We start from the raw sequence: 24,458 nt of genomic DNA, 5'->3' as shown, positions 1-24,458 counted from the left end.
CTTCCCGGATCGCGAACATCTGCCGAGCCGCCTCGATGTTCACCATCGTCTGCGAGCCGACCGCATCATCCAGAGCGAAACCGATCACATCCTGCGCCGAGACAAACGACGTGCGCTGCGAAGGCTCAGCCGTCCAATCAACGTCCTCAGGAACATCCAGCTCGTCGAACCATGGCAACTCGACGGCGTCAGCCCACGAGCCCTCGCCGGCCGGGCCACGGAACTCGCCGTTGTTCATACCGCCGAAGGTAGATCAAGCCACCGACATTCGACCGAGGTCGTCGAAGCATCCAGATGCAACGCCGACGGATGGCCTTCTGCGCCGCCACCAACACCGTCATGACGAGGAGACGCAAGCCCGTGTGAGGCCCGAATCGGTGTGGATACACTCCGCCTGCGAATGCAAGCCGTTCACGACGCAGAGGAGGAAACCATGGCTGAATCGAACGATGAGTCCCGGAACGGAAGCGAACAGGGCGGCGTACGACACGGCCCCGAGGAGTCGAAGTCTGTGAAGTACTCGCAAGAGATCACGTCGACGGAGGAAGACCCCGAACGTGAGGGGCGCAGCCTCGTCACCACCAACCACGAGGTGATCAAGCGGTGGGCGGATGCCCGCGGTGCACGACCGGCGACGGTCGACGGAACCGAACACGGCGACCACCTCGGCGTGCTGCGGTTCGACTTCGGGGAACAGACTCAAGGATTGCGCGAGGTGAGTTGGGACGAGTGGTTCGACACGTTCGACCAACGCAAGTTGAACTTCATCTATCAGGAAGAGAAGTCCGACGGCAGCCAGTCCAACTTCTTCCAGTTCGACAATCCCGGGCGGGAAGACGCCTGAACGAGCTCTAGAGAGTGCCGGTGGTGGGACTCGAACCCACACGCCCTTTCGGGCAAAGCATTTTGAGTGCTCCGCGTCTGCCATTCCGCCACACCGGCTCAGGTGCGCTGTACACCATATCGCGGCTTCGCCGCTGAGACGCTCAATCACCTCGCCGACGTATCGTAGGCTTGTTCACCGTGACCGACACTGAGAACACCGCTGCACCGCGTCGAGTAGTCGTCGCGGAAGATGAATCGCTCATCCGTCTCGACATCGTCGAGATCCTGCGCGACAACGGGTTCGAGGTCGTCGGCGAGGCCGGCGATGGCGAGACCGCCGTCGCTCTCGCCACGGAGTTGCGCCCCGACCTCGTGATCATGGATGTCCGCATGCCGAACCTCGACGGGATCGAGGCTGCGAAGCGGCTCTCCGAGAATCACGTCGCACCCGTCGTGCTGCTCACCGCGTTCAGCCAGAAGGAGCTCGTCGACCGGGCCACCGAGGCAGGCGCACTCGCCTATGTGGTCAAGCCGTTCACCCCGAACGACCTTCTGCCCGCCATCGAGATCGCACTGGCGCGTTACCAGCAGATCATCGCTCTCGAGGCCGAGGTCGCCGACCTCAACGAGCGGTTCGAGACCCGCAAGCTCGTCGACCGCGCCAAGGGGCTGCTCAACGAGAAGATGGGGCTCACGGAGCCCGAGGCGTTCCGCTGGATCCAGAAGGCGTCGATGGATCGCCGCCTCACCATGCACGATGTCGCCAAGGCGATCATCGACCAGCTCGCGCCGAAGAAGTAGCACCCACGCGCGCGCACCCGCACGATGGGCGTGAGGGGACCGGTCGTTAGCCGCGCTCCTTGATCAGGTTCGTGATGCGGATCGTGGAGCAGCGCCGCCCGCGGTCATCCGTGACGGCGATCTCGTGCGTCGTCAGAGTGCGACCGAGGTGGATCGGCGTGCACACTCCGGTGACCACGCCACTGGTCGCCGAGCGGGTGTGGGACGCGTTGATCTCGATGCCCACGGCGAGTCGGCCCTCACCGGCCCACAGATTCGCCGACATGGATCCCAGCGTCTCCGCCAACACGACATAGGCGCCGCCGTGCAGCAGGTCCGCCGGCTGCGTGTTGCCCTCGACGGGCATCGTGGCGACGGCGCGATCGACGGAGAACTCGACCATCTCGATGCCCATCTTCGCCGCCAGAGCGCCCAATCCGCGCTTCCTGACGTAATCGAGGGCGTCGGGTGCGGCATCCGTTTCACCGGTCGTCGACATGCTGCTCCTGGTGCTTCGCGGGCCGGAAAGGAACGTCGCACGCCGCTTGTAGGCTGGCAGGCGTGTCGGACTCGGAAAAGCCTACCCTCCTGATCGTCGACGGCCATTCGCTGGCTTTCCGGGCGTTCTACGCGCTGCCGGTCGACAGTTTCACCACCCGTGACGGACAGCACACCAACGCCATTCACGGGTTCCTCTCGATGCTTCTTCTGCTGCTGCAGAACGAGCGTCCCAGCCACCTTGTCGTCGCCTTCGACGTGTCCCGGTACTCGTTCCGCACGAAGGAGTACGCCGACTACAAGGGCACGCGTGGCGCGACGCCGCCGGAGTTCTCCGGCCAGGTGCCGCTGCTGCAGGAAGCCCTTGCCGCGATGAATATCCCGACGCTGGAGAAAGACGACTTCGAGGCGGACGACATCCTCGCCACGCTTGCCACGCAGGGCGCGGAGCACGGCTACCGCGTGCTCATCGTCTCCGGCGACCGCGACACCATCCAGCTCGTCGACGACGACATCACGCTCCTGTATCCGAACGTGCGAGGCGTCTCAGAGCTGAAGCGCTACGACCGGCAGACCGTGCTCGACCGGTACGGCATCCCGCCGGAGAAGTATCCGGAGGTGGCGGCGCTGGTCGGGGAGACCAGCGACAACCTGCCCGGTATCGACAAGGTGGGCGAGAAGACCGCCGTGAAATGGGTGCTGCAGTACGGCGACGTGCAGAACCTCATCGCCCACGCCGACGAGATCAAGGGCGTGGTCGGGCAGAACCTGCGCGACCAGAAGGAGAACGCGCTGCGCAATCGACGCTTGAACCAGCTCGTGCGCGATGTCGAGCTGCCTGTCGGGCCGGCCGATCTCGCCCGCCGGCCGATGAACGAGCAGGCCGTGCGCGACTTGTTCGCCCGCCTCGAGTTCCGCACGCTGCTGGAGCGCGTTTTCAAGCTGATCGAGGGCGACGGGTCCGACACCGGAGCCGTCACCGGTGCGCAGATCGGCACCATCACCGCGCCCGAAGTGCAGGAACCGGTGGGCGAGGAGCTGCGCGGATGGCTGGCCGAGGCTTCCGCCAACGGGTCGCGGCCCATAGCGGTACAGCTCGACCGCGCCGGCGTCGTGCTCGCGGGCGTTGGTCTGTCCACCGACGACGCGTCCGCGTACGTGCAGGCGGGGGAGAACGGCACGCTCGATCCCGAGCTGGTCGCCTGGCTCGCCTCCGATTCGCCGAAGTGGTTCTACGACGCGAAGAACCAGCTCAAGGCGCTGGATGCCGCGGGCCTCGCCCTCGCCGGGTTGCAGTGCGACGCGAGGGTGGCCATTTGGCTCGTGAACCCGAACCGCACCCCCTCGGGTCTTGCCGACCAGGTGTATGAGGTGCTCGGGGAGCAGATGCCGCGGTCCGACCCGGCGCAGCTCGTTCCCGAGGTGGAGCCCGTCGGCGCGGCGACGGAGGCGTGGTACGTGCACCGGGTCGCCGAAGCGGTCTCGGTCGCGCTCGAGGAGAGCACGCGCGGTGTGCTGGAGAGCATCGAGTTGCCGATCACCGGTGTGCTCGCGCGCATGGAGCGGAACGGCGTCGCCATCGACACCGGCATCCTGCGCAGCCAGCGGGAGGAGCTCACGGTGCGCGCCGACGGTCTCGCGCAGGCGGCCTACACCGAGATCGGCCACGAGGTGAACCTGGGCTCGCCGAAGCAGCTGCAGCAGGTGCTGTTCGACGAACTCGGCATGCCGAAGACGCGATCGACGAAGACCGGGTACTCGACGGATGCCGGTTCGCTTGCCGACCTGCAGGAGAAGAACCCGCATCCGTTCCTCGACCTGCTCCTGCAGCACAGGGACGCCACGAAGCTCAAGCAGATCATCGAGACGCTGGAGAAGTCGGTCGGGCCGGATGCGCGCATCCACACCACCTACGACCAGACCGGGACCTCCACCGGACGCATCTCTTCGAACGACCCGAATCTGCAGAACATCCCGGTGCGCACGGAGGTGGGCAAGCAGATCCGCTCGGCCTTCATCAAAGGGGACGGCTACGAGACGCTCCTCACCGCCGACTACTCGCAGATCGAGATGCGCATCATGGCGCACCTCAGTGAGGACGCCGGTTTGATCGAGGCCTTCAACGCCGGGGAGGACCTGCACCGCTTCGTGGGGGCACGCATCTTCGGCGTCGCCCCGGAAGGCGTCACGCCGATCATGCGCACGAAGGTGAAGGCCATGTCGTACGGCCTCGCGTACGGCCTCAGCGCGTTCGGGCTCTCGAAGCAGCTGCGCATCGAGACTGCGGAGGCGAGGCAGCTCATGACGGACTACTTCGCCAGGTTCGGCGCTGTGCGCGACTACCTGCGCGACGTGGTCGAGAAGGCGCGCGTCGACGGCTACACGGAGACCATCTTCGGGCGTCGCCGTCCGTTCCCGGATCTCACGAGCACCAACCGTGTGATCCGCGACAACGCGGAGCGTGCCGCGCTGAACGCCCCCATCCAGGGCTCGGCTGCCGACATCATGAAGATCGGCATGATCGGAATCGACGCCGACATCAGGGAGCAGCAACTGCGCTCGCGCATGCTTCTGCAGGTGCACGACGAGCTCATCTTCGAGGTGAGCCCGGGGGAGTGGGATGCCCTGGCCGAGATCGTCTCGCGCCGCATGTCCACGGCTGCCCAGCTGCGCGTGCCCCTCACGGTGCAGCTTGGCCGAGGAGAGAACTGGGACGCCGCCGCTCATTAGGCTTATCCACCATGACTCAGCAACCGCAGAGAACTCCCACACCCATCGACGCGCTCGCCGAAGAGTGGGTCGACACCCAACTCGACATCGTGCCCGAGTACCACGTCTGGCTCGGCCGTCCCGGCCGCGAGGGCGACTACGCCGACTACTCGCCAGAGGGCAACGACCGGCTCGCCCAAGCACAGGCCGATGTGCTGCGTCGTGTCGAGGCCGCCGAGCCCGTCGACGAGATCGACCGCGTCACGAAGCTCGATCTGACCCGCGAGCTGAAGCTCGAGCTCGAAAAGCACGAGGCGGGCTTCTATCAGCGCGACCTCAACGTGATCGCTTCCCCCGAACAGAGCCTGCGCGAGATCTTCGACCTCGAGCCCACGGCCACGATCGAGAACTGGGAGGCGATCGCGCGCCGCATGCACAACCTTCCCGCGGCGATGCGCGGCTACATCGCTTCACTGCGATCGGGCATGCAGGCGGGCAACGTTCCCGCCATCCGTCAGGTCAACGAGGGCATTGCACAGGCGGACAAGCAGGTCCGCTCGAACGGCTTCTTCTTCGCGCTCGCACGCGACGCGAAGGCCGGCGACGACGAACTGCCCGATGCACTGAAGAGCGACCTCGAAAAGGGGGCCGCCGAGGCGGCCGCCGCATACGGAGAACTGGCGGTGTTCCTCGAGGACGAGCTCGCCGCTCACGCACCCGAGCAGGATGCCGTCGGTCGCGAGCTCTACTCCCTCGCCTCCCGTGGCTTCCTCGGCGCGACCGTCGACCTCGACGAGACCTATGACTGGGGCGTCGAAGAGCTGCGCCGCATGGTGGACGAGCAGGGGTCCATCGCCCGCGAGATCAAGCCGGGGGCATCCGTCGCCGAGGCGATCGCCTTCCTCGATGGTGACCCGGCGCGCAAACTGCACGGCACTGACGCGCTGAAGCGCTGGATGCAGGAGACCAGTGATCGGGCCATCGAAGAGCTCGGCAAGACCCACTTCGACATCCCAGAACCGATCCGGCACCTGGAGTGCATGATCGCACCCACCCAGGAGGGCGGCATCTACTACACGCCCCCTGCGGACGACTTCTCCCGCGCGGGCCGCATGTGGTGGAGCGTGCCGGAGGGCGTCACCGAGTTCGACACCTGGCGCGAGCTCACCACGGTGTACCACGAGGGTGTGCCCGGGCATCACCTTCAGCTCGCCACGGCGACGTACAACAAGGTGCAGCTGAACACCTGGCGCCGGATCGCCGGCACCTCTGGTCATGCCGAGGGGTGGGCGCTGTACGCCGAGCGCCTGATGGAACAGCTCGGCTACCTCGACGACCCGGCCGACCGGCTCGGCATGCTCGACGGCCAGCGCATGCGCGCCGCCCGGGTGGTGCTCGACATCGGCGTGCACCTGGCGAAGCAGCGACCCGACGGCGAGGGACCGTGGACCGGCGACTACGCCTTCGAGTTCCTCGGCCAGAACGTCAACATGAACGAGGGTTTCGTGCGCTTCGAGGTGAACCGCTATCTGGGCTGGCCAGGGCAGGCGCCTTCGTACAAGATCGGTCAGCGCATCTGGGAGCAGCTCCGCGACGAGTACCAGCGTCGGGAGGGCGAGGCATTCGACATCAAGGCGTTCCACAAGAAGGCGCTCGACATCGGCGGGGTCGGCCTCGACACGCTGAAGACAGCCTTGCTGGGATGAGCTGCGGCAGGCGCGGTTGAGACGCCGCGGCGGGGCGTCCGAGAGGAATAGCGGATGCCCCGCCGGCGTTGTTGCATGAGGCTGCCGCACGACGGTAGTCTGGAGAGTCACTTTTGTGACGTTCCTATCCGTCTGCCCGGCGGGAAATCCAATTGAAGCAATCCTTCCGGGCCTGATTCATGTCCATAACTGGAGTACCCACTCAATGACAACCGCAACGACCGACAAGGCACCCAAGCAGGTCGCGATCAACGACATCGGCTCTGCTGACGATTTTCTTGCCGCGGTCGAGAAGACTCTGAAGTTCTTCAACGACGGTGACCTCATCGAAGGCACCGTCGTGAAGATCGACCGCGACGAGGTTCTCCTCGACGTCGGTTACAAGACCGAGGGTGTGATCCCCTCCCGCGAACTTTCCATCAAGCACGACGTCGACCCGAGCGAGGTCGTCGGCGTCGGCGACACCGTCGAGGCGCTCGTTCTCCAGAAGGAGGACAAGGAAGGCCGCCTCATCCTGTCCAAGAAGCGCGCCCAGTACGAGCGCGCCTGGGGCGATGTGGAGAAGATCAAGGAAGCCGACGGCGTCGTGACCGGTCAGGTCATCGAGGTCGTCAAGGGCGGCCTGATCGTCGACATCGGACTGCGCGGCTTCCTGCCGGCATCCCTCATCGAGCTGCGCCGCGTGCGCGACCTCACGCCGTACCTCGGCCAGGAGATCGAGGCGAAGATCCTCGAGCTCGACAAGAACCGCAACAACGTCGTGCTCTCGCGCCGCGCTCTGCTCGAGCAGACGCAGTCCGAAAGCCGTTCCACATTCCTGGCCAACCTGCACCCGGGCCAGGTGCGCAAGGGTGTCGTGTCGTCCATCGTCAACTTCGGTGCGTTCGTCGACCTCGGCGGTGTGGACGGCCTCGTGCACGTCTCCGAGCTGTCGTGGAAGCACATCGAGCACGCCAGCGAGGTCGTCGAGGTGGGTCAGGAGGTGACCGTCGAGGTGCTCTCCGTCGAGCTCGACCGCGAGCGCGTCTCCCTGTCGCTGAAGGCGACGCAGGAAGACCCGTGGCAGGTCTTCGCCCGTACGCACGCCATCGGGCAGTTCGCACCGGGCAAGGTCACGAAGCTCGTTCCGTTCGGTGCTTTCGTGCGCGTCGCGGACGGCATCGAGGGCCTCGTTCACATCTCCGAGCTCTCCGGCAAGCACGTCGAGCTCGCCGAGCAGGTCGTGTCGGTCGGCGACGAGGTGTTCGTCAAGGTCATCGACATCGACCTCGAGCGTCGCCGCATCTCGCTGTCGCTGAAGCAGGCGAACGAGGGCGTCGACCCGGAGGGGACCGAGTTCGACCCGGCGCTCTACGGCATGCTCACGGAGTACGACGAGCAGGGCAACTACAAGTACCCGGAGGGCTTCGACCCCGAGACGGGCGAATGGACCGAGGGCTCCGACGCTCAGCGCGAGAAGTGGGAGCAGGAGTACGCCGAGGCTCAGTCGCGCTGGGAGGCGCACAAGCGCCAGGTCGCCAAGGGCATCGAGGAGGAGGCCGCTGCGGCGGAAACCACCTCACGTGGCGGTGCCACCTACTCGAGCGACTCGAACGCGAGCGGCACGCTCGCCGACGACGCGTCGCTCGCAGCTCTGCGCGAAAAGCTGTCGAGCAACAGCTGATTGAGGCGAGAGCCGAGCGAGCTTGCTCGCTCGGCCGAGCCGATTGAAGCTGTTGGACGGCGAAGCCGGAACACAGCTGATTGAGGCGAGAGCCGGATCACAGCTGATCGCAATCTGCGTTCACACGGAGCGGCCGGGTCCTTCGGGGCCCGGCCGCTCCGTCGCGTTCCGGATGCCGTCGGCCCGGTCGGCCGGTGGCCGTGTCTCCGGCAGAATGGAGAGCATGGATCACCGCGACAGCGCAGCACGACCGGATGCCGACACCCCGCGGGTGGTGTCCGTGAGTCGCGACGACGGGCACAGGTTCAGCAAGCCGCGCGTCGAGGAGATCCGGCTGATCGAGGGCTGGGGCGTGGAGGGCGATGCCCACGCCGGAACAACGGTGCAGCACCTGTCCCGAGTCGCTCGTGACCCTCAGCAGCCCAATCTGCGTCAGGTGCACCTGATCCACTCTGAACTGTTCGACGAGGTGCACCGAAACGGTTTCGACGTCGAGCCGGGCGAACTGGGCGAGAACATCACGACGGCCGGGCTCGACCTGCTCGCCCTGCCGACCGGAACGGTGCTGCACATCGGCGAGAGCGCGAGCATCCGCCTCACCGGCCTGCGGAATCCGTGCGAGCAGATCAACGGGATCGCACCGCGCCTGATGAAGGAGATGGTCGTGCGCCGGTCCGACGGCACCGTCGTGCGCAAGGCGGGCGTGATGTCGGTGGTGCTGACCGGCGGCGTCGTGCGCCCTGGGGATGCCGTGCGAGCCGAGCTGCCGTCCGGCGACCACGTCGCGATGGAGCCGGTGTAACCGTGCAGATCGTCGCACTCACCGGCGGCATAGCCTCCGGCAAGTCGACCGTGTCGAACCGGCTCGCGGAGCACGGTGCCGTGATCGTGGATGCAGACCTGCTCGCCCGGAAGGTCGTCGAGCCCGGCACTCCGGGCCTCGAGGCGATCAGGAGCAGGTTCGGCGACGCGGTGATCGCCGAGGACGGGTCGCTCGATCGACCGGCGCTGGGAGCGATCGTGTTCGGCGACCCCGACGCACTCGCCGATCTGAACGGGATCACGCATCCCGCCGTATGGCGGGCGGCGCTCGAACGCTTCGCGGAGGCGGAGGCATCGGACCGGGACGCCATCGTCGTCTACGACGTGCCGCTGCTCGTCGAGGCGTCGCCGGATCGGCCACTGCGGTTCGACCGCGTCGTCGTGGTGGAGGCGGACCGGGCAGAGCGCATCCGTCGGCTCGTCGCAGACCGCGGGATGACCGAGGCCGATGCCGAACGACGCATCGGCGTGCAGGCCGACGATGAGCAGCGGCGCGCGGTGGCCGACATCGTGATCGATAACAACGGCAGCACGGACGACCTGCTGCGGCGCGTCGACGCACTCTGGAACGAGCTACGCGGGCCGGCTCAGGACAGCCTCTAGCGAAGCCGCCGACAGTGCGGTCAGCGCACCGCGGGTCCCAGCAGCATCAGAGTCGGGAGCACGACGAGCGCGAGGGCGCCGGCCAGCACGGTGAGCCGTAGCGCTGGGGCCGCGGGCGCGGCGACATCCGTGAGCCTCGCGACGCGGGCATCCGCCCACTCGCCTGCCGACGACCGCGACGCGCTCGTACCGGACACCGTCGACGTGAGCATCCCGTGTGTGCCGGCGGGCGATTCACCGTCGGCGGGCGCTCCGGCGAGGGCCACGAGAGCGACCGCGCGCGACAGGTTGCGTTGCGAGACCGTGCGCCTGGCCTGGTCGTCGGCGAGCAGCTCGATCAGCAGGCCCACCGCTTCGTGGGCGCGGGTGGCGATCGGGAACCACGGGAGTGCGCTCCGCCACGCGCTGAATGCGACGAGCAGCACGTGGTGGTGTTGCGTGACGTGCGCGCGCTCGTGCGCCACGACCGCGGCGAGCTCGTCGTCGCTGAGCAGCTCGAGCAGGCCGGCCGACAGCACCGTCGTGGCCCGCGGCGCGCCCGGCAGGCAGTAGGCGACGGGTGCCGCGTGGTCGATGACACGCGTGCCGGGGCGTTCCGGCATCGGGTCGGAGAGCAGCCGCAGCAGGCGAACGTGATGACGACGTTGCCGCTCGGCACGCCAGCTCGTGCGCACGAGGTTCAGCAGAAGGTGCACTCCGAGAAGAACCGCCCCGGCCAGCGCGAACATCTCGAAGAAGTTCGCGTCGTGCGGGAGCCGGCCGGCGAACAGGTCCGCGGTGAACGCGCCCGCGGCATGCGGCAGATCGTCGCCGAACGGGATCAACCCGAAGACGAGCAGCGAGCCGATCATCGACAGACCTCCGGCGAGCGCGATCGCCTGCCAGAGCACAAGCGCCGCGCCCGGCATGCGGCGTGGCCAACTCGCCCCTGCCAGGACGACCGGCACGGGCCATGCGAGCGCGAACGCGAGGAGCGCGAGCGATGCGGCTACGGCGAGCACGCTATCGGCCGCCTCGCGGAGTTCGAGGGTCCGGGGACACGCCTACGCCTCCAGCAGCTTGCGCAGCCGCTCCGCGTCGTGGGGTGTGACCTGCCCGACGAATCGCGCGAGCACGGCGTCGCGATCGGACGCCGAGCCGAGCACCTCGTGCATGAGTTCGGCCACGTGCTGCTCGCGACTCATCGCCGGCCGGTACAGGTGGGGGCGGGCATCTCTGTCGCGCACCACGAAGCCCTTGCCCTCCAGGCGGGAGAGCACGGTCATGACGGTGGTGATGGCCGGCTCCTTGCCCTCGGGTCCGGATGCCTTGAGCGCGTCGCGCAGATCGGTCGCCGCGATGGGTGCAGGGGAGTCCCACACGACGTCCATGATCGCGCGTTCGAGCTCACCGAGTTTGACCACCGTGCGACTTGCCATATCTAGATTCTACCGCGCGTAGAAATGTTCGGGCGACCGTGGTACAACGTTCTACAGCGTGTAGAATTCTACGTAGCGTAGAACTGATCGAATCGAGGCGACGTGCACTTCACCACCGAGCTGGATCCGCTTCTGATCGCCCGCTGGCAGTTCGGCATCACCACCGTCTACCACTTCTGGATGGTGCCGCTCACCATCGGGCTCGGCCCGCTGGTGGCGCTCATGCAGACGTTGTGGATGCGCACCGGGAACGATCGTTATTACCGCATGACGAAGTTCTGGGGGAAGATCTACCTGATCAACTTCATCATGGGCGTGGCCACCGGCCTCGTGCAGGAGTTCCAGTTCGGTCTCGCCTGGAGCGAGTACAGCCGATTCGTCGGCGACGTCTTCGGCGCACCGCTGGCGATGGAGGCCCTGCTCGCGTTCTTCGTCGAGTCGACTTTCCTCGGCGCCTGGATCTTCGGCTGGGGCAAACTCCCGAAGCGCATTCACCTCGCCTGCCTCTGGCTCGCCGTGGCCGGTTCGGTCGTCTCCGCGTACTTCATCATCGCGGCGAACTCATGGATGCAGCATCCGGTCGGCGTGAAGCTGGTCGACGGCAGACCGGTGATGACGGATGTCTGGGCCGTGCTCGGCAACAACACGGCCGTCGCGGCGTTCACGCACACGATCTTCGGCGCGCTGTCCGTCGGTGGCGCGATGCTGCTCGGCGTCGGGTGGTACCACCTGTGGCAGCGCCGGCGCGACGGCATCGATCTCGTCGGCCGGGACAAGCGGGTGATCGTCGGAGAGGCGCCGGACATCCCCGGCCGGGACAAGGCCGACCACCGCGTGTGGCTCACGTCGCTGCGCATCGGCGCGGTCACGGCGATCATCGCGTTCGCCGGTGTCGCGATCACCGGCGACACCCAGGCCCGGCTGATGTTCGTGCAGCAGCCCATGAAGATGGCGTCGGCCGAGGCGGCCTGCCACACCGGCACGAGCTTCTCGGTACTGGCGTTCGGCGACATCGCGTCGAAGGACTGCAAGGGCGTCGTCAACGTCATCGAGATCCCCGGCGTGCTCGGCTTCCTGGCCAACGGGGACTTCAACGAGCCGGTGCGCGGCGTGAACGAGCTCGTGCCCGCGTATCAGCAGAAGTACGGAACTCACCTGCCCGACGACCCGAAGCTCGGGGCGCGAGCGGGCCAGAAGATCGATTACGTGCCGGTGATGGCCGTCACGTACTGGGGTTTCCGGCTGATGATCCTGTTCGGCGCTCTCGCGGCGTTCGCGTCCGCCGTCGCACTGTGGCTGACCCGGCGCGGAACCGTGCCGCGGTTCAGGTGGGTGATGTGGCTGGCCGTCGCAGGCATCCTGTCGCCGTTCGCCGCGAACTCCGCCGGATGGATCTTCACCGAGATGGGACGGCAGCCGTTCGTGGTGGCCCCGAACCCGACGCCCGGCGGCGTCGACGGCGTCTTCATGTTCACCGCCGCCGCCGTCTCGCCGGGGGTGACGTTCGGCGAGATCCTCTTCTCGCTGTGCTCGTTCTCGCTCGTGTACGCGGTGCTCATGGTGGTCGAGGTGCGGCTGCTCGTGAAGTACATCCGCGGTGGAGTGGCGAGCGCCATCCCCGAGTTGGGCGAGAAGCCCAAGGACCCGGACGCGCCCGCCGCCGACGACGTGCTGGCCTTCGCGTACTGACCCGCCTGGACGAGTAAAGAGAGGTACGAGCCGTGGACTTCCTTCCCACGCTGTGGTTCATCCTGATCGCCGTGCTCTGGACCGGTTACCTGTTCCTCGAAGGGTTCGATCTGGGGGTCGGGATGCACATGCTGATCTCCGCCCGCTCGGAGAACGACCGTCGTGTCATGCTCAACACGATCGGGCCGGTCTGGGACGGCAATGAGGTGTGGCTGATCACCGCGGCCGGCGCCACGTTCGCCGCATTCCCGTTCTGGTATGCGTCGCTCGTCTCGACACTGTATGTGCCGTTCGTCGTCGTGCTGCTCGGGCTCATCTTCCGCGCCGTCGCCATCGAATATCGCGGCAAGGGCCACACGGCTCGCTGGACGCGCTGCTGGGATCTCGCGCTCGGCGCTGGCTCCTTCGTGGCCGCATTCGGAGTGGGCGCGGCGCTGGCGCTGACGACGACAGGCCTCCCGATCGACCATAACGGCGACGGCGTCGGCGGTCCCTTCGCCTGGCTGAACGGCTGGGCCGTCGTGGGCGGTCTCGCGGTCGTGGGCTTTTGCCTGGTGCACGCCGCCACCTTCCTCGCACTGAAGACCGAGGGCGATGTGCGCGAGCGTGCCGGACGATTCGCACGGCGCTGGATGCCCGTGCTCCTGATCCCGCTCGCGCTCTGGGCGGTCGCGGTGCAGCTCATGCACGGCAAGGCATACACCTGGCTGCTCGTGGCAGGAGCCTTGGGAGCCATCGTGTGGGCGCTGCTGTCGGCCAGGCGCGGGCGGGAAGGGGCCGCGTTCGCCGGTACGGCCGGCTTCCTCGTGCTCGGCATCGCGTCGATCTTCGCGAACGTGTATCCGGTGGTGCTGCCGTCGACGGTCGATCCGGCATTCGATCTCACGGTCTCGAATGCGTCCAGCTCGTCGTACACGCTGGGAGTGATGAGCGTCGTCGCCGCATTCGGCATCCCGGTCGTGCTCGCCTACCAGGGCTGGACCTACTGGGTCTTCCGCAAGCGTATCGCCGGCGCCAGCATCCCTGCCGTGCGTCCCGTTGAAGCGGCGATGAAGCCCCGGTGACGGACACGACCCGGCGCTCGCCCGTTGACGGCCTCGCCGAGGTGGGCCGGAACCGACTCCTGATGCTCGGACTTCTCGGTGCACTCAAGGCGCTGGGACTCGTGCTCGTGGCCGACGCCCTCGCCACCGGCATCGTCACGGTGATCGCGCACGGCAATGTCGGTCCTACGGTGCTGGAGGGCCTCGGCGGTGCACTGCTGCGCGCTCTCGCCGTGTGGGGACTCCGTGTCGTCTCTCAGTCGGCCGCGGCCGGAGTCAAGCAGGGACTGCGCATCCGTCTCGCCCGAGCGTTTCTGGCCAGGCGTAGCGAAGGGGTCGGCGCAGACGCCGTCCTGGCCGCGACGGGCCTCGACGACCTCGACGCGTACTACACCTCGTATCTGCCGTCTCTGGTCAGCGCCGCAACCGTTCCGCTGCTCGTGGGTGCGCGCATCCTGGCCGCCGACTGGGTGAGCGCCGTCGTGATCGTCGTGACGGTTCCGCTGATCCCGCTCTTCATGGCGCTCATCGGACTGCACACTTCCGACCGGGTGGCGGCATCACTGGACGCCCTCGGCCGGCTCTCGGACCATCTGGTCGAGCTCGCGCGTGGACTGCCCGTGCTGGTCGGGCTCGGCCGCGACCGTGAGCAGACCGCTGCACTGGCGGAGATCTCCGAGAGCCACCGGCTGAAGAGCATGACCGCGCTGCGCACGGCATTCCTGTCCTCGCTCGCCCTCGACCTGCTGTCCACCATCTCGGTCGCCGTCGTCGCAGTGATCATCGGCGTGCGGCTTCTTGGCGGGGAGCTTCCCTTGGAGGCGGGGCTGATGGCGCTCATCCTCGCACCCGAGTGCTACACGCCGCTCCGGGACGTCGGCGCCGCGTTCCACGCATCGGACACCGGGCGGGAGGCCCTGCGCCGAGCGCGGGCGGCGATCTCGCGACCATCGGCTCGGAGCGGCATCACCAGGCGCCCCGGGGCAGGTGTCGTCGTCAACGACCTCACGATCCGGTACCCCGCCCGCACGGAGCCTGCTGTGCAGCGGCTGTCGTTCCGCGCACCGGAAGGTGCGGTCACGCTCCTGGCCGGCGAGAGCGGCGCCGGGAAGTCCACCGTGCTCGCCGTGCTCGCAGGACGCGGCGCCGCGCTGGACGACGACGCGGACTGCACGGGTCGCGTGGTCGCGCCGGACGCCGGGCGGACCGCGTGGATGCCGCAGCACCCGCGCTTCTCGTCACGCACGGTCCTCGAGGAGGTGCAGCTGTACGGGCCTGCCGATGGCTTCGGCGCGGCGGATGCCCGCGCCCTGCTCGACCGCGTCGGCCTGACCAGGCTCGCCGACGGCGACCCGGCCGAGCTGAGCCCCGGCGAAGCGCGCAGGCTCGCGTTCGCACGCATGCTCGCTGCAGCCTCCGCGGGGGCACGATTGGTACTCCTCGACGAGCCGACGGCGCACCTCGACGCCGACTCGGCCGCGAGCATCCGACGCGAGATCGCGCGGCTTCGGGGTCACGTCACCGTGCTCGTCGCCTCCCACGATCCCGCGATCCGCCTTCTCGCCGATCAGGTCGTGCCGGTCGGCACAGCGCACGCCGCCGACTCGATCCTCGGGCGCACAGGCGAGAGAACGGTCGATGACATCGGCGCGCCTGGCGACATCGATCGCGCACCGGAGGGAACCACCCCTGGATCCGGCTTCGTCGCCGACACCCCCGGCGCCGGCCGGTCGAACGGAAGCAGCGGGGCCGTCCGAGAGCTCGTCGCCTTCCTGCGGCCGGTCTCGTGGCGGATGCTCGCCGCCATACTCGTGGGCGTGCTCTCCAGCGGTTTCGCGATAGCGCTCACCGCGCTCTCCGGCTGGCTCATCGTGCGAGCCAGCCAGGAACCGGCGATCATGTACCTGCTCGTGGCGATCGTGGGCGTCCGCTTCTTCGGCATCGGCCGATCCGCGCTCCGCTACGCCGAGCGCCTGCTCACCCACGACGCGGTCTTCCGAGCGACCACAGCGCTGCGGCTGCGCCTATGGCGCGCTCTCGCCGAGGCGGGTCCTGCCGGCCGGCGGGCGCTCTCGCCCGCGAACGCGCTGGCCACGCTCATCGGCGCGGCGGACCGGGCACGTGATCTCGTCCCACGCGTCGTGCAGCCGCCCGTGGGGGCCGCCGTCGTGCTCGCTTGCGCCGCCGTCGTGCTCGGCATGCTCCACCCGGCCGCCGCGGGTGTGATGGCGGCGCTGGCCGTCATCGCCCTTGCCTTTGCACCGGGCGTCGCGTTCGCGGCCGGACGGTCGGCCGCGAGACGGACCGAGCTGGCGCGTTCGGGGATCCTCACCGCGTACACCGACCTTCTCGTCGCCCGCGACGACCTGACACCCGCCGCGGCCGACCGCGTCATCCACCGCATCGATGACGCCGGGGCCGCAGCCGCCAGGGGAGAGCGCCGAACGTCCTACACCGAAGGTGTCGCCTCAGCGCTCGTCGTTCTCGCATGCTGCGCCGCCGCGGTCGGAATGCTTCCGCTCGCTGCGGCGCCCGTGGCGTCCGGCCTCTTGCGGCCGGAACTCGTCGCCGTGCTGGTCCTGGTGCCGCTCGCGCTCATCGAGCCGCTTCTCGACGGCGTTGCGGCGGCGTCCCGGGCACCTGCGCTGGCAGGGGTTCTCGCGCACGTGCGCGCCACGACGGGCACCCCGGCCGGCGTGCCGCAGGGAAACCCCGCTACGCGAGCGAGAATGGGCGGCCTCCACGGCATCCGGCTCGACGGGGTGGCATACCGTTACCCAGGCGCGGCACGGCCCGTTTTCACGGGAATCGACGGCGCCGTCACGCGCGGAGAGTGGCTCGCCATCACCGGTCCGAGCGGGTCGGGCAAGTCCACTCTCCTCGCCATGCTGCTCCGCTTCGCGGACCCGCTCGTCGGCCGCTACCTGCTCGATGAACAGGAACCCGGCTCACACGTCGATGCCGCGGGCGCCGGCGCCGTGGATGCCCGCACGGTGCCGCCGCACCAGCTGCGCACTCGCGTGGCGTGGTGCCCTCAGGAGGGCCACCTCTTCGATTCGACCCTGCGTGCGAACCTGGTGATCGCGCGGCCGCGTTCCGATTCGCCGCCCGACGCCGAGCTGATGGATGCCCTCGACCGCGTTGGTCTCGCCCCCCTCCTCGCCACGCTGCCGCACGGTCTCGACACCAGGATCGGCCCGGCGGGGGAGCATCTCTCCGGCGGTCAGCGACAGCGCGTCGCCGTGGCGCGCACCTTGCTCGCACGCGGCGACGTCGTTCTGATCGACGAGCCGACGGCGCAACTGGACGAACAGGCATCCGCCGCTCTGATCGCCGACCTGCGGACCGCACTGCGCGATCGCGCCACGGTGCTGGTGACCCACGACGCCGAGCAGGCTCGGCGCGCCGAGCACATGATCGAGCTGTCAGGAAGTGCTGTCTCCGGAACAACACGGCAGGCACCGATCCCGCACACGGCTGCCGCATAGCCGCCACCGATACCCTCGATGGGATGAGCGGCGAACGAACGGACGGCACAGGCATCCCTTCGATCGGACGGCTCCTGATCGACCGAGCAGCCTCCGACGGCGGTCGCGCCTACCTCGAAGACGCGCGCAGCGATCGCAACCTCACGTACGCGCAGGCGATGGAGGCGGCGTCGGGGTTCGCCGCCGGCGCGGGCCTCGATGAACCCACGACCGTGTTCCTCCGGGAGCCCGACCCGCTGACGTTCGCGGTCGCACACCTCGGCGTCATCGCCGCAGGGCACCGATGCGTTCCGCTCGATCCGGCACTCGCGCCTGCCGACGTCGCCCGCCTCGCCGAGCTGGTCGCATCCGGTTCGTCCCGCGAAAGCGAACCCGTCATAGTCACGGCGGATGCCGCGTTCGCCGCAGCGGCCGGCGTCAGACGCATCGACCCGCCTGAGCTCGGTGCGACGCGGTCAGCGGCGATGCCACGTGCCGGGGGCGGCGCGGCAAGCCGGGCCGCGGCATCCGTTTTCCGCGACGGAGGCTCGGCGATGCTCTTCACGTCCGGTTCGACCGGCACCCCGAAGGGTGTCGAACTGCGCGCCGATCAGCTCGCGTTCGTCGGAGCGGCCGTCGCCGAGCACCTCGGTCTGACCTCTGAGGATCGCGGTTACAACCCGCTGCCGCTCTTCCACATCAACGCCGAGGTCGTCGGGCTGCTCGCCACACTGGTTGCCGGATCGACTCTGGTGCTCGACCAGCGCTTCCACCGCACCGGATTCTGGCCGCTGATGTCCGACCGCTGCATCACGTGGATCAACGCCGTGCCCGCGATCCTCGCCGTGCTCGCCACCGAACCCATCGAAGCGCCGCGCGGGCTGCGGCTCATCCGCACGGCGTCGGCGCCACTGCCCGGCCCGGTGGCCGAGGCGTTCACGGGCATCCCGCTCGTGGTCAGCTACGGCATGACCGAGGCGTCGAGCCAGATCACGGCGACACCGGTGGATGCGCCACGTCCCGGAACCGTTGGCGTTCCGGTCGGCACGGAGGTGCAGGTGCGCGGCGCGGCCGGGAGCCCGGTGGGGCAGGACGAGATCGGCGAGCTCTGGATCCGCGGCGCCGGCGTGGTGGACTCCTACTTCGGCGCAGCGGCGGCCGACCGGTTCGATGCGGACGGCTGGCTGCGCACGGGAGACCTCGGTTCGGTGGATGCCGACGGTTACGTCACGCTCGCCGGCCGCGTCGACGACGTGATCAACCGCGGCGGCGAGAAGGTGTACCCGCTGGAGGTCGAGGAGGCGCTCCTCGAGGACCCGGCGGTCCGGGAGGTCGTCGTCGTCGGCGCGCCCGACGACGTGCTCGGCGCCGTGCCGGTCGCCTTCGTGATCCCGGCCGAGGTGGCACGCAGCGACGAGGAGGACCGCACCCTGGTGGAGCGGTTGACGGCGCTCGCCGCGCAACGGCTTCCCCGGTTCAAGCGACCGCGCACGATCACCGTGGTGGATGACGTTCCGCGGGCACCCACAGGTAAGGTTCAGCGCGTGCGGCTGAGGGGAACGCTCACGCCTGACCGGTGACCGCGGCATCGTCAGCCGGCACGTTCGGCCGCACGATGCGGGGACGCATGATGCCGGCCAGCACTGTCGCGGCCACGAGGATGCCGATCGAGAGGCCGAATGGCCACGCGAATCCTCCGGTGACGTCGACCAGCGAACCGACGATGATCGGCGACACGATGCCCGCGACGCCGAAGCCGGTGTTCATCATGCCGCTCGCCGTTCCCGACCACAGGGGTGCGACATCCATCGGGATCGCCCACAGCTGCGCGTTCGTCAGCTCGAGGAAGAAGAACGAGAGTCCGAGCGAGACGACGGTCAGGGTCAGCGGCGGCGTGAATACCAGAGGCACGAGGCAGACGCCCGCGCCGATGAACCCGATCAGAAGCAGCGTGCGGCGCGAGCCGCTGGCGGACCAGCCGCGGCGCAGCAGCCAGTCGCTGGCCACCCCGCCGAGGGTGTCGCCGACTACGCCGCCGATCAGAACGAGCGAGGTCAGCAGACCGTACTTCGCGACGTCCTGATGGTAGACATCCGACAGCAGCGTCGGGATCCAGGTGAAGAACACCCACGCCACCCAGCCGTACGCGAAATCGACGAGCGTGACGGGCAGAATCGTGCGGATCAGCCGCTTCCAGGGCACCGGCGGCAGGTCCGCCGCCTTGGGCAGGTCGGGAACCTCGGCCAGCTCCTGCTTCGTGATGCCCTTCATCTCCTTGGGCCGGTCGCGGAACATGGCGTACCAGATCAGCGCCCACAACATGCTCAGGATGCCGACGTAGATGAAGGAAGACCGCCATCCGCTCCACAGGATCATCGCTGCGACTGCGATCGGCGCAAGCGCCGTTCCCAGGCGAGACGCCGAGTGGACGATGCCCTGCACGAACCCGTTGCGGTCCGCCGGCACCCACCGGCTCATCGCCTGCGTCGCGGTGGGGAACGTCGCCGACTCGCTGAACCCGAGAATCGCGCGGGCGATCAGCAACGTCGCCAGCCCTACGGCGAGCCCGGTGAACAGGGTGGAGAGCCCCCAGAGGACGCCGAGGATCAGCAGCCCGCGCCGCGGTCCGATCTTCTCGCCGATCCAGCCGCCGAAGATCTGCAGCAGCGCGTAGAACAGCGCGAACACCGATGCGGCGAGGCCGAACTCGGCGTTGGTGAGATGGAACTCCTTGATGATGCTCGGCCCGGCCGTCGCGATGTTGTTCCGGTCGAAGTACGCGATGAAGTACATGATGCACAGCAGCACCACGACCCGGCCGCGCCGACGATGCCAGAGGAGGGGTGTTCCGCGTTTCGCCGTCTGCTTCGTCGTCGCCGTCATCGTGCCGTTCCGTCACCCGCGTCTGAGTACATTCTCCGAAAGGTACGTTTTTACCGTAAGTGCACTGATTGCGCTGCTGAGCATTTTGCTGAGAATGCAGCCGGTGCTTGACGATCCGCTCTGAGCGTGATCCGGCCCGAGCGTGTTCGCGGCGCCCCCGCTTGTCAGGGGGTCTTCCTAGACTTGAATCCATGCAACCCACCCGTGCAGTCCGCCCGTTCGAGGTGGTCAGCGAGTACTCCCCGAGCGGTGACCAGCCGCAGGCCATCAAGGAGCTCGCCGCTCGCATCAACGCGGGGGAGACGGATGTCGTTCTGCTCGGCGCGACGGGCACCGGCAAGTCCGCGACGGCCGCGTGGCTCATCGAGCAGGTGCAGCGTCCGACGCTCGTGCTCTCGCACAACAAGACGCTCGCCGCGCAGCTGGCGAACGAGTTCCGCGACCTGATGCCGCACAACGCTGTCGAGTACTTCGTCTCGTACTACGACTACTACCAGCCAGAGGCTTACGTTCCGCAGACGGACACCTTCATCGAGAAGGACTCGTCCATCAACGCCGAAGTGGAGCGACTGCGGCACTCGACGACGAACTCGCTGCTGAGCCGACGCGACGTCGTCGTGGTGTCCACCGTCTCGTGCATCTACGGCCTGGGTGCGGCCGAGGAGTACCTGGATGCCATGGCCGCCGTGCAGGTGGGCCAGCAGATCGGCCGGGACAATCTCATCCGCATGTTCGTGAACATGCAGTACCAGCGCAACGACATCGACTTCTCCCGTGGCAAGTTCCGGGTGCGCGGCGACACCATCGAGATCATCCCGATGTACGAGGAGCACGCGATCCGCATCGAGCTGTTCGGCGACGAGGTCGAGGCGCTGTACTCGCTGCATCCGCTCACCGGCGAGGTCATCAAGCAGCTGGATGCGGTTTCAGTGTTTCCTGCAACGCACTACGCCGCGAGCCCTGAGACGATGCAGCGAGCCATCGGCACGATCAAGATCGAACTGGCGGAGCGTCTGGAGGAACTGGAGCGCCAGGGCAAGCTGCTCGAGGCGCAGCGCCTGCGCATGCGCACCTCGTTCGACATCGAGATGATGGAGCAGATCGGCTTCTGCTCCGGAATCGAGAACTACTCTCGCCACATCGACGGCAGGGCGCCGGGGGAGGCGCCGCACTGCCTGCTGGACTATTTCCCCGACGATTTCCTCCTCATCATCGACGAGTCGCACGTGACCGTGCCGCAGATCGGCGCCATGTACGAGGGGGATGCCTCGCGCAAGCGCACCCTCGTCGAGCACGGCTTCCGCCTGCCCAGCGCACTCGACAATCGCCCGCTGAAGTGGGAGGAGTTCACCGAGCGCATCGGGCAGACGGTGTACATGTCGGCGACACCCGGACGGTACGAGATGGGCATCGCCGACGGTGTGGTGGAGCAGATCATCCGCCCGACCGGCCTCATCGATCCCGAGGTCGTGGTGAAGCCCACGAAGGGCCAGATCGACGACCTGCTCGAGGAGATCCGGGTGCGGGTGGAGCGCGACGAACGCGTGCTCGTCACGACGCTGACGAAGAAGATGGCCGAGGAACTCACCGACTATCTCGCCGAGGCGGGCGTGCGGGTGCGGTACCTGCACTCCGACGTCGACACCCTCCGCCGCGTGGAACTGCTTACCGAGCTGCGACAGGGCGTGTACGACGTGCTCGTCGGCATCAACCTGCTGCGTGAGGGACTCGACCTTCCCGAGGTGTCGCTGGTAGCCATCCTCGATGCCGACAAGGAGGGATTCCTGCGGTCGTCGACGTCGCTCATCCAGACCATCGGCCGCGCCGCGCGCAACGTCTCCGGCCAGGTTCACATGTATGCAGACGTGCTCACCGACTCCATGAAACAGGCGATCGACGAGACGAACCGCCGCCGGGAGAAGCAGGTCGAATACAACACGGCGAACGGCATCGACCCGCAGCCGCTGCGCAAGCGCATCGCCGACATCACGGATGTGCTGGCGCGCGAGGGAGCAGACACCCAGAAGATGCTCGCCGCGCGAACGGGTTCGTCGAAGAAGAAGGCGCCGACGCCCAACCTTCGTCGCGAAGGCATCGCGGCCGAGGGTGCTGAGGAGCTCGAGTCCATCATCGCGGACCTGAACGACCAGATGCTCGCCGCCGCGGGTGAGCTGAAGTTCGAGCTCGCGGCGCGGCTGCGCGACGAACTCGCCGACCTGAAGCGGGACCTGCGCCAGATGGAGAAGGTCGGGCACGCGTGACCCGTGATCTGGCCGGCACCGTCGTGCTGTGGGATTTCGACGGAACGCTGGCTGAGCGCCCGGGGCACTGGTCGTCGTGCATGGTCGACGTGCTCGAGCCGCTCTGGCCCGGGCACGGCCTCACCGCAGAAGCGATCGAGGTGCACCTGCGTACGGGTTTCCCGTGGCAGGACACGACGGTGGATCGCCGGCACCTCACCGATCCCGACGCCTGGTGGTCCGCCCTGCATCCCGTGTTGCGAGCCGCGTATCTTCGCGCCGGTGTACCGGAAACGCTCGCCGACGATGCGGCGTCCGCTGTGCGCATCCGGTTCAGCGACGTCTCCGCCTGGCGAGTGATCGACGGGGCTTTGGATGCCCTGAGTGCGCTGCAAGCCGCAGGCGCACGACAGGCTGTGCTCAGCAACCACGTGCCCGAGCTTCCGCAGATCGTGGACGCTCTGGGGCTCGGGGGTTTCTTCGACCGCGTGTTCACCTCAGCCGCGATCGGGTGGGAGAAGCCGCACCCGCAGATCTTCTCGTATGCCATCACCGAGCTCGGCAATCCTCCCGAGGTGTGGCTGATCGGCGACAACCCGGTCGCCGACCTCAAGGGTGCGACTGCCGCGGGCATCCGGGCCGTCCTCGTCGAGGGCTCGTACCTTGCGAACGGCGGAGTCACGCACGCGGAGGCCGTGCGCATCATCGATGCGGCGATCGACGGGCGGAATGCCGAGCGCATCGCGGAGCACGTGGCGGGCAACGTGCCCTAACGTGAACGAGTGGGCAAGGGCGGTGCGGATCCTCGACGATCGGCAATCGGTGTGATCGTCGCCGTCACGCTGCTCGGGCTCGCCCTGGTCATGGGAACCCTGGTGTCGGGACCGCTCCGCGCAGGGCGGCCGCTCTGGCTCCCGACGGCCGGAAACGGAGCACCGCGTTCCGTCGCGCCCGCCCCGTTCCAGACCAGCAGCGCGGTCCCTGGGCCGGCGCAGCACTTCTCGCCGGCCGAGCTGCAGTTGTGGCTGCTATGGGCGGCACTGGCGGCGATCGTGGTGGCGGGCATCGTCGTCTACCTCATCAGGCGCTTTCTGCGCCGATCGCGGGTTATCACGGAGCCGAGGGATGGCCGAGTGTCCGCGTTCTCGGCGCCGACCGCGGACACTCGCACCGACGACCCGATCGCGCCGGTCGTGGTGCGCGGCATCGATCGCGCCATCGCACTGCTCGACGACGCCAGGGAGCCGCACGATGCCATCGTGCGGGCGTGGCTCGGTCTGCAGGAGGCGGCGGAGGCATCCGGCGCGGGGCGCCGCCCGTCGGAGACGCCCGGCGAGTACACGACCCGTATCATCGCCCGCTTCGGCACCGATCGAGATGCCGCGCTCACCCTGCTCGACCTGTACCAGGGGGTGAGATTCGGCGGGCATGAGGTCGACGCGAGCACGGTCGAGTCGGCACGCGCCTGCCTCGCCCGGTTGCGGGATTCGTGGCACGAATCGACTAACGCCGGCAGGGCGCAGCACCGCCCGGTACCGGATCTGCCGAGCAGCGGATCCTCCGCCCTCGAGGATCGGGGAGGCACCCCGTGACAGATCCGCAAGGCCGTCCCGGCGGCATCACAGCGGGCAGGACCGTTGGAGCCGTGGCGGCCGGCGTGGTCGCGAGCGTCGTGCTCTGGTACTTCGGAGTCGATCTCGGGTTCGCCTGCGCGATCGGGTTCCTCACGATCGCGATCGGCCTCGCCTGGGCCGCCTACAGCGGACCGAGCGCCGTACGCTGGCCGTTCGAACGCCCGACGCCGCGCCCTGGCACGCGGTCGGATGTCTCCCGGCTCGCGTGGGGATTCCAGATGCGCAGAGGATCGGTGCGCGAACCGGGGTTCAAAGCCGTACGCGAACTGGCCGCCGTGCGCCTTGCACGGTTCGGCCTCGACCTTTCGTCGGCGGGCGATCGGGACGCGATCGTCGCCCTCATCGGGGAGCCGTCGTACGCCGCCCTGAACCCGGTACGAGGCGTGCTTCCCTCGGTCGCACAGCTGGTGGGCTGTCTCGATGTGCTGGACGGCCTTTCCGACGCTCCATCCACACCCGACAGAAGAGGACACTGAAC

20 protein-coding genes and 1 tRNA gene are annotated in these 24,458 nt (G+C 68.1%); 15 read left to right on the top strand and 6 right to left on the bottom strand.

Features of this window, described 5'->3' with window-relative positions; all coding sequences use genetic code 11:
* The coding region (locus ACYVII_RS17975) for a hypothetical protein (protein ID WP_460537678.1) at positions 1–238 on the bottom strand (238 nt) is incomplete at its 3' end.
* Positions 239–433: 195 nt separating this feature from the next.
* Between ACYVII_RS17975 and ACYVII_RS17970 the strand changes: the two genes are divergently transcribed.
* The gene (locus ACYVII_RS17970) at positions 434–844 is read left to right on the top strand and encodes a hypothetical protein (protein ID WP_460537676.1); all 411 of its coding nucleotides are present in this window, start codon (positions 434–436) and stop codon (positions 842–844) included.
* Positions 845–859: 15 nt separating this feature from the next.
* Here the strand turns inward: ACYVII_RS17970 and ACYVII_RS17965 are convergent.
* Positions 860–942 (bottom strand) — tRNA-Leu (locus ACYVII_RS17965).
* Between the two features lie 81 nt (positions 943–1,023).
* On the opposite strand from ACYVII_RS17965, the gene ACYVII_RS17960 reads away from it, so the two are divergent.
* Entirely contained in the window at positions 1,024–1,626 is a 603-nt protein-coding gene (locus tag ACYVII_RS17960; protein ID WP_440293280.1) for an ANTAR domain-containing response regulator, read from the top strand.
* A gap of 46 nt (positions 1,627–1,672) precedes the next feature.
* Here ACYVII_RS17960 and ACYVII_RS17955 read toward each other — a convergent pair whose 3' ends face one another.
* Complete coding sequence (locus ACYVII_RS17955) at positions 1,673–2,104, bottom strand: hotdog family protein (RefSeq protein ID WP_460537674.1); 432 nt, start codon at positions 2,102–2,104, stop codon at positions 1,673–1,675.
* A 62-nt stretch (positions 2,105–2,166) separates the two neighbouring features.
* Here ACYVII_RS17955 and polA point away from each other — a divergent pair, with 62 nt between their 5' ends.
* From polA to coaE, 5 genes are all read left to right on the top strand, one after another.
* On the top strand, positions 2,167–4,833 hold the full coding sequence (polA, locus tag ACYVII_RS17950) for a DNA polymerase I (protein ID WP_460537672.1): 2,667 nt from the start codon (positions 2,167–2,169) through the stop codon (positions 4,831–4,833).
* An 11-nt stretch (positions 4,834–4,844) separates the two neighbouring features.
* On the top strand, positions 4,845–6,518 hold the full coding sequence (locus ACYVII_RS17945; RefSeq protein WP_460537670.1) for a DUF885 domain-containing protein: 1,674 nt from the start codon (positions 4,845–4,847) through the stop codon (positions 6,516–6,518).
* A 205-nt stretch (positions 6,519–6,723) separates the two neighbouring features.
* Entirely contained in the window at positions 6,724–8,181 is a 1,458-nt protein-coding gene (gene rpsA, locus ACYVII_RS17940) for a 30S ribosomal protein S1 (protein ID WP_460537668.1), read from the top strand.
* A 223-nt stretch (positions 8,182–8,404) separates the two neighbouring features.
* The gene (locus tag ACYVII_RS17935) at positions 8,405–8,983 is read left to right on the top strand and encodes an MOSC domain-containing protein (RefSeq protein ID WP_460537666.1); all 579 of its coding nucleotides are present in this window, start codon (positions 8,405–8,407) and stop codon (positions 8,981–8,983) included.
* Between the two features lie 2 nt (positions 8,984–8,985).
* On the top strand, positions 8,986–9,606 hold the full coding sequence (gene coaE / locus ACYVII_RS17930) for a dephospho-CoA kinase (protein ID WP_460537664.1): 621 nt from the start codon (positions 8,986–8,988) through the stop codon (positions 9,604–9,606).
* A gap of 20 nt (positions 9,607–9,626) precedes the next feature.
* Here coaE and ACYVII_RS17925 read toward each other — a convergent pair whose 3' ends face one another.
* Positions 9,627–10,607: a M56 family metallopeptidase gene (locus ACYVII_RS17925; RefSeq protein WP_460537662.1), complete on the bottom strand. Its 981-nt coding sequence runs from the start codon at positions 10,605–10,607 to the stop codon at positions 9,627–9,629.
* A 42-nt stretch (positions 10,608–10,649) separates the two neighbouring features.
* Positions 10,650–11,009, bottom strand: coding sequence for a BlaI/MecI/CopY family transcriptional regulator (locus tag ACYVII_RS17920; protein ID WP_460537684.1), 360 nt, complete (start codon positions 11,007–11,009; stop codon positions 10,650–10,652).
* A 135-nt stretch (positions 11,010–11,144) separates the two neighbouring features.
* Here ACYVII_RS17920 and ACYVII_RS17915 point away from each other — a divergent pair, with 135 nt between their 5' ends.
* From ACYVII_RS17915 to ACYVII_RS17900, 4 genes are read left to right on the top strand one after another with little or no spacing between them, the layout of a single operon-like run.
* Positions 11,145–12,713, top strand: a complete 1,569-nt coding sequence (locus ACYVII_RS17915; RefSeq protein WP_460537682.1) for a cytochrome ubiquinol oxidase subunit I — start codon at positions 11,145–11,147, stop codon at positions 12,711–12,713.
* Between the two features lie 32 nt (positions 12,714–12,745).
* Positions 12,746–13,777 (top strand): cytochrome d ubiquinol oxidase subunit II, encoded by a 1,032-nt coding sequence (gene cydB / locus ACYVII_RS17910; RefSeq protein WP_460537660.1) that lies wholly within the window; start codon positions 12,746–12,748, stop codon positions 13,775–13,777.
* Positions 13,774–17,244, top strand: a complete 3,471-nt coding sequence (gene cydC, locus ACYVII_RS17905) for a thiol reductant ABC exporter subunit CydC (RefSeq protein WP_460537658.1) — start codon at positions 13,774–13,776, stop codon at positions 17,242–17,244. The genes cydB and cydC overlap by 4 nt, the downstream gene beginning before the upstream one ends.
* Positions 17,245–17,267: 23 nt before the next feature.
* Entirely contained in the window at positions 17,268–18,803 is a 1,536-nt protein-coding gene (locus ACYVII_RS17900) for a class I adenylate-forming enzyme family protein (RefSeq protein ID WP_460537656.1), read from the top strand.
* Here ACYVII_RS17900 and ACYVII_RS17895 read toward each other — a convergent pair.
* The gene (locus ACYVII_RS17895) at positions 18,787–20,106 is read right to left on the bottom strand and encodes an MFS transporter (RefSeq protein WP_460537654.1); all 1,320 of its coding nucleotides are present in this window, start codon (positions 20,104–20,106) and stop codon (positions 18,787–18,789) included. The genes ACYVII_RS17900 and ACYVII_RS17895 overlap by 17 nt on opposite strands.
* Positions 20,107–20,297: 191 nt before the next feature.
* Between ACYVII_RS17895 and uvrB the strand changes: the two genes are divergently transcribed.
* The 4 genes from uvrB to ACYVII_RS17875 are packed head-to-tail and all read left to right on the top strand — an operon-like array spanning position 20,298 to position 24,456.
* Entirely contained in the window at positions 20,298–22,367 is a 2,070-nt protein-coding gene (uvrB, locus tag ACYVII_RS17890; RefSeq protein WP_460537652.1) for an excinuclease ABC subunit UvrB, read from the top strand.
* Positions 22,364–23,119 carry an HAD family hydrolase gene (locus tag ACYVII_RS17885; protein ID WP_460537650.1) on the top strand — a complete coding sequence of 252 codons (756 nt, stop codon included), beginning with the start codon at positions 22,364–22,366 and terminating at the stop codon, positions 23,117–23,119. Before uvrB ends, ACYVII_RS17885 begins: the two co-directional genes overlap by 4 nt.
* Positions 23,120–23,128: 9 nt before the next feature.
* A complete protein-coding gene (locus tag ACYVII_RS17880) occupies positions 23,129–23,938 on the top strand; it encodes a DUF4129 domain-containing protein (RefSeq protein WP_460537648.1) in 810 nt (269 codons plus the stop codon).
* Positions 23,935–24,456: a hypothetical protein gene (locus ACYVII_RS17875; protein ID WP_460537646.1), complete on the top strand. Its 522-nt coding sequence runs from the start codon at positions 23,935–23,937 to the stop codon at positions 24,454–24,456. The genes ACYVII_RS17880 and ACYVII_RS17875 overlap by 4 nt, the downstream gene beginning before the upstream one ends.
* Positions 24,457–24,458 lie beyond the last annotated feature (2 nt).

The organism is Humibacter ginsengiterrae (assembly GCF_054780115.1).
Note: the sequence above shows the minus strand (reverse complement) of the source record. Positions and strands in the feature narration are given on the sequence as shown.

Excerpts from the sequence above, each read along its gene's own strand:
- ACYVII_RS17895 (WP_460537654.1), bottom strand. The coding sequence starts at position 20,106 with ATGACGGCGACGACGAAGCAGACGGCGAAACGCGGAACACCCCTCCTC.
- ACYVII_RS17970 (WP_460537676.1), top strand. The coding sequence starts at position 434 with ATGGCTGAATCGAACGATGAGTCCCGGAACGGAAGCGAACAGGGCGGC.
- ACYVII_RS17900 (WP_460537656.1), top strand. The coding sequence starts at position 17,268 with ATGAGCGGCGAACGAACGGACGGCACAGGCATCCCTTCGATCGGACGG.
- ACYVII_RS17945 (WP_460537670.1), top strand. The coding sequence starts at position 4,845 with ATGACTCAGCAACCGCAGAGAACTCCCACACCCATCGACGCGCTCGCC.
- ACYVII_RS17955 (WP_460537674.1), bottom strand. The coding sequence starts at position 2,104 with ATGTCGACGACCGGTGAAACGGATGCCGCACCCGACGCCCTCGATTAC.
- ACYVII_RS17935 (WP_460537666.1), top strand. The coding sequence starts at position 8,405 with ATGGATCACCGCGACAGCGCAGCACGACCGGATGCCGACACCCCGCGG.
- uvrB (WP_460537652.1), top strand. The coding sequence starts at position 20,298 with ATGCAACCCACCCGTGCAGTCCGCCCGTTCGAGGTGGTCAGCGAGTAC.
- rpsA (WP_460537668.1), top strand. The coding sequence starts at position 6,724 with ATGACAACCGCAACGACCGACAAGGCACCCAAGCAGGTCGCGATCAAC.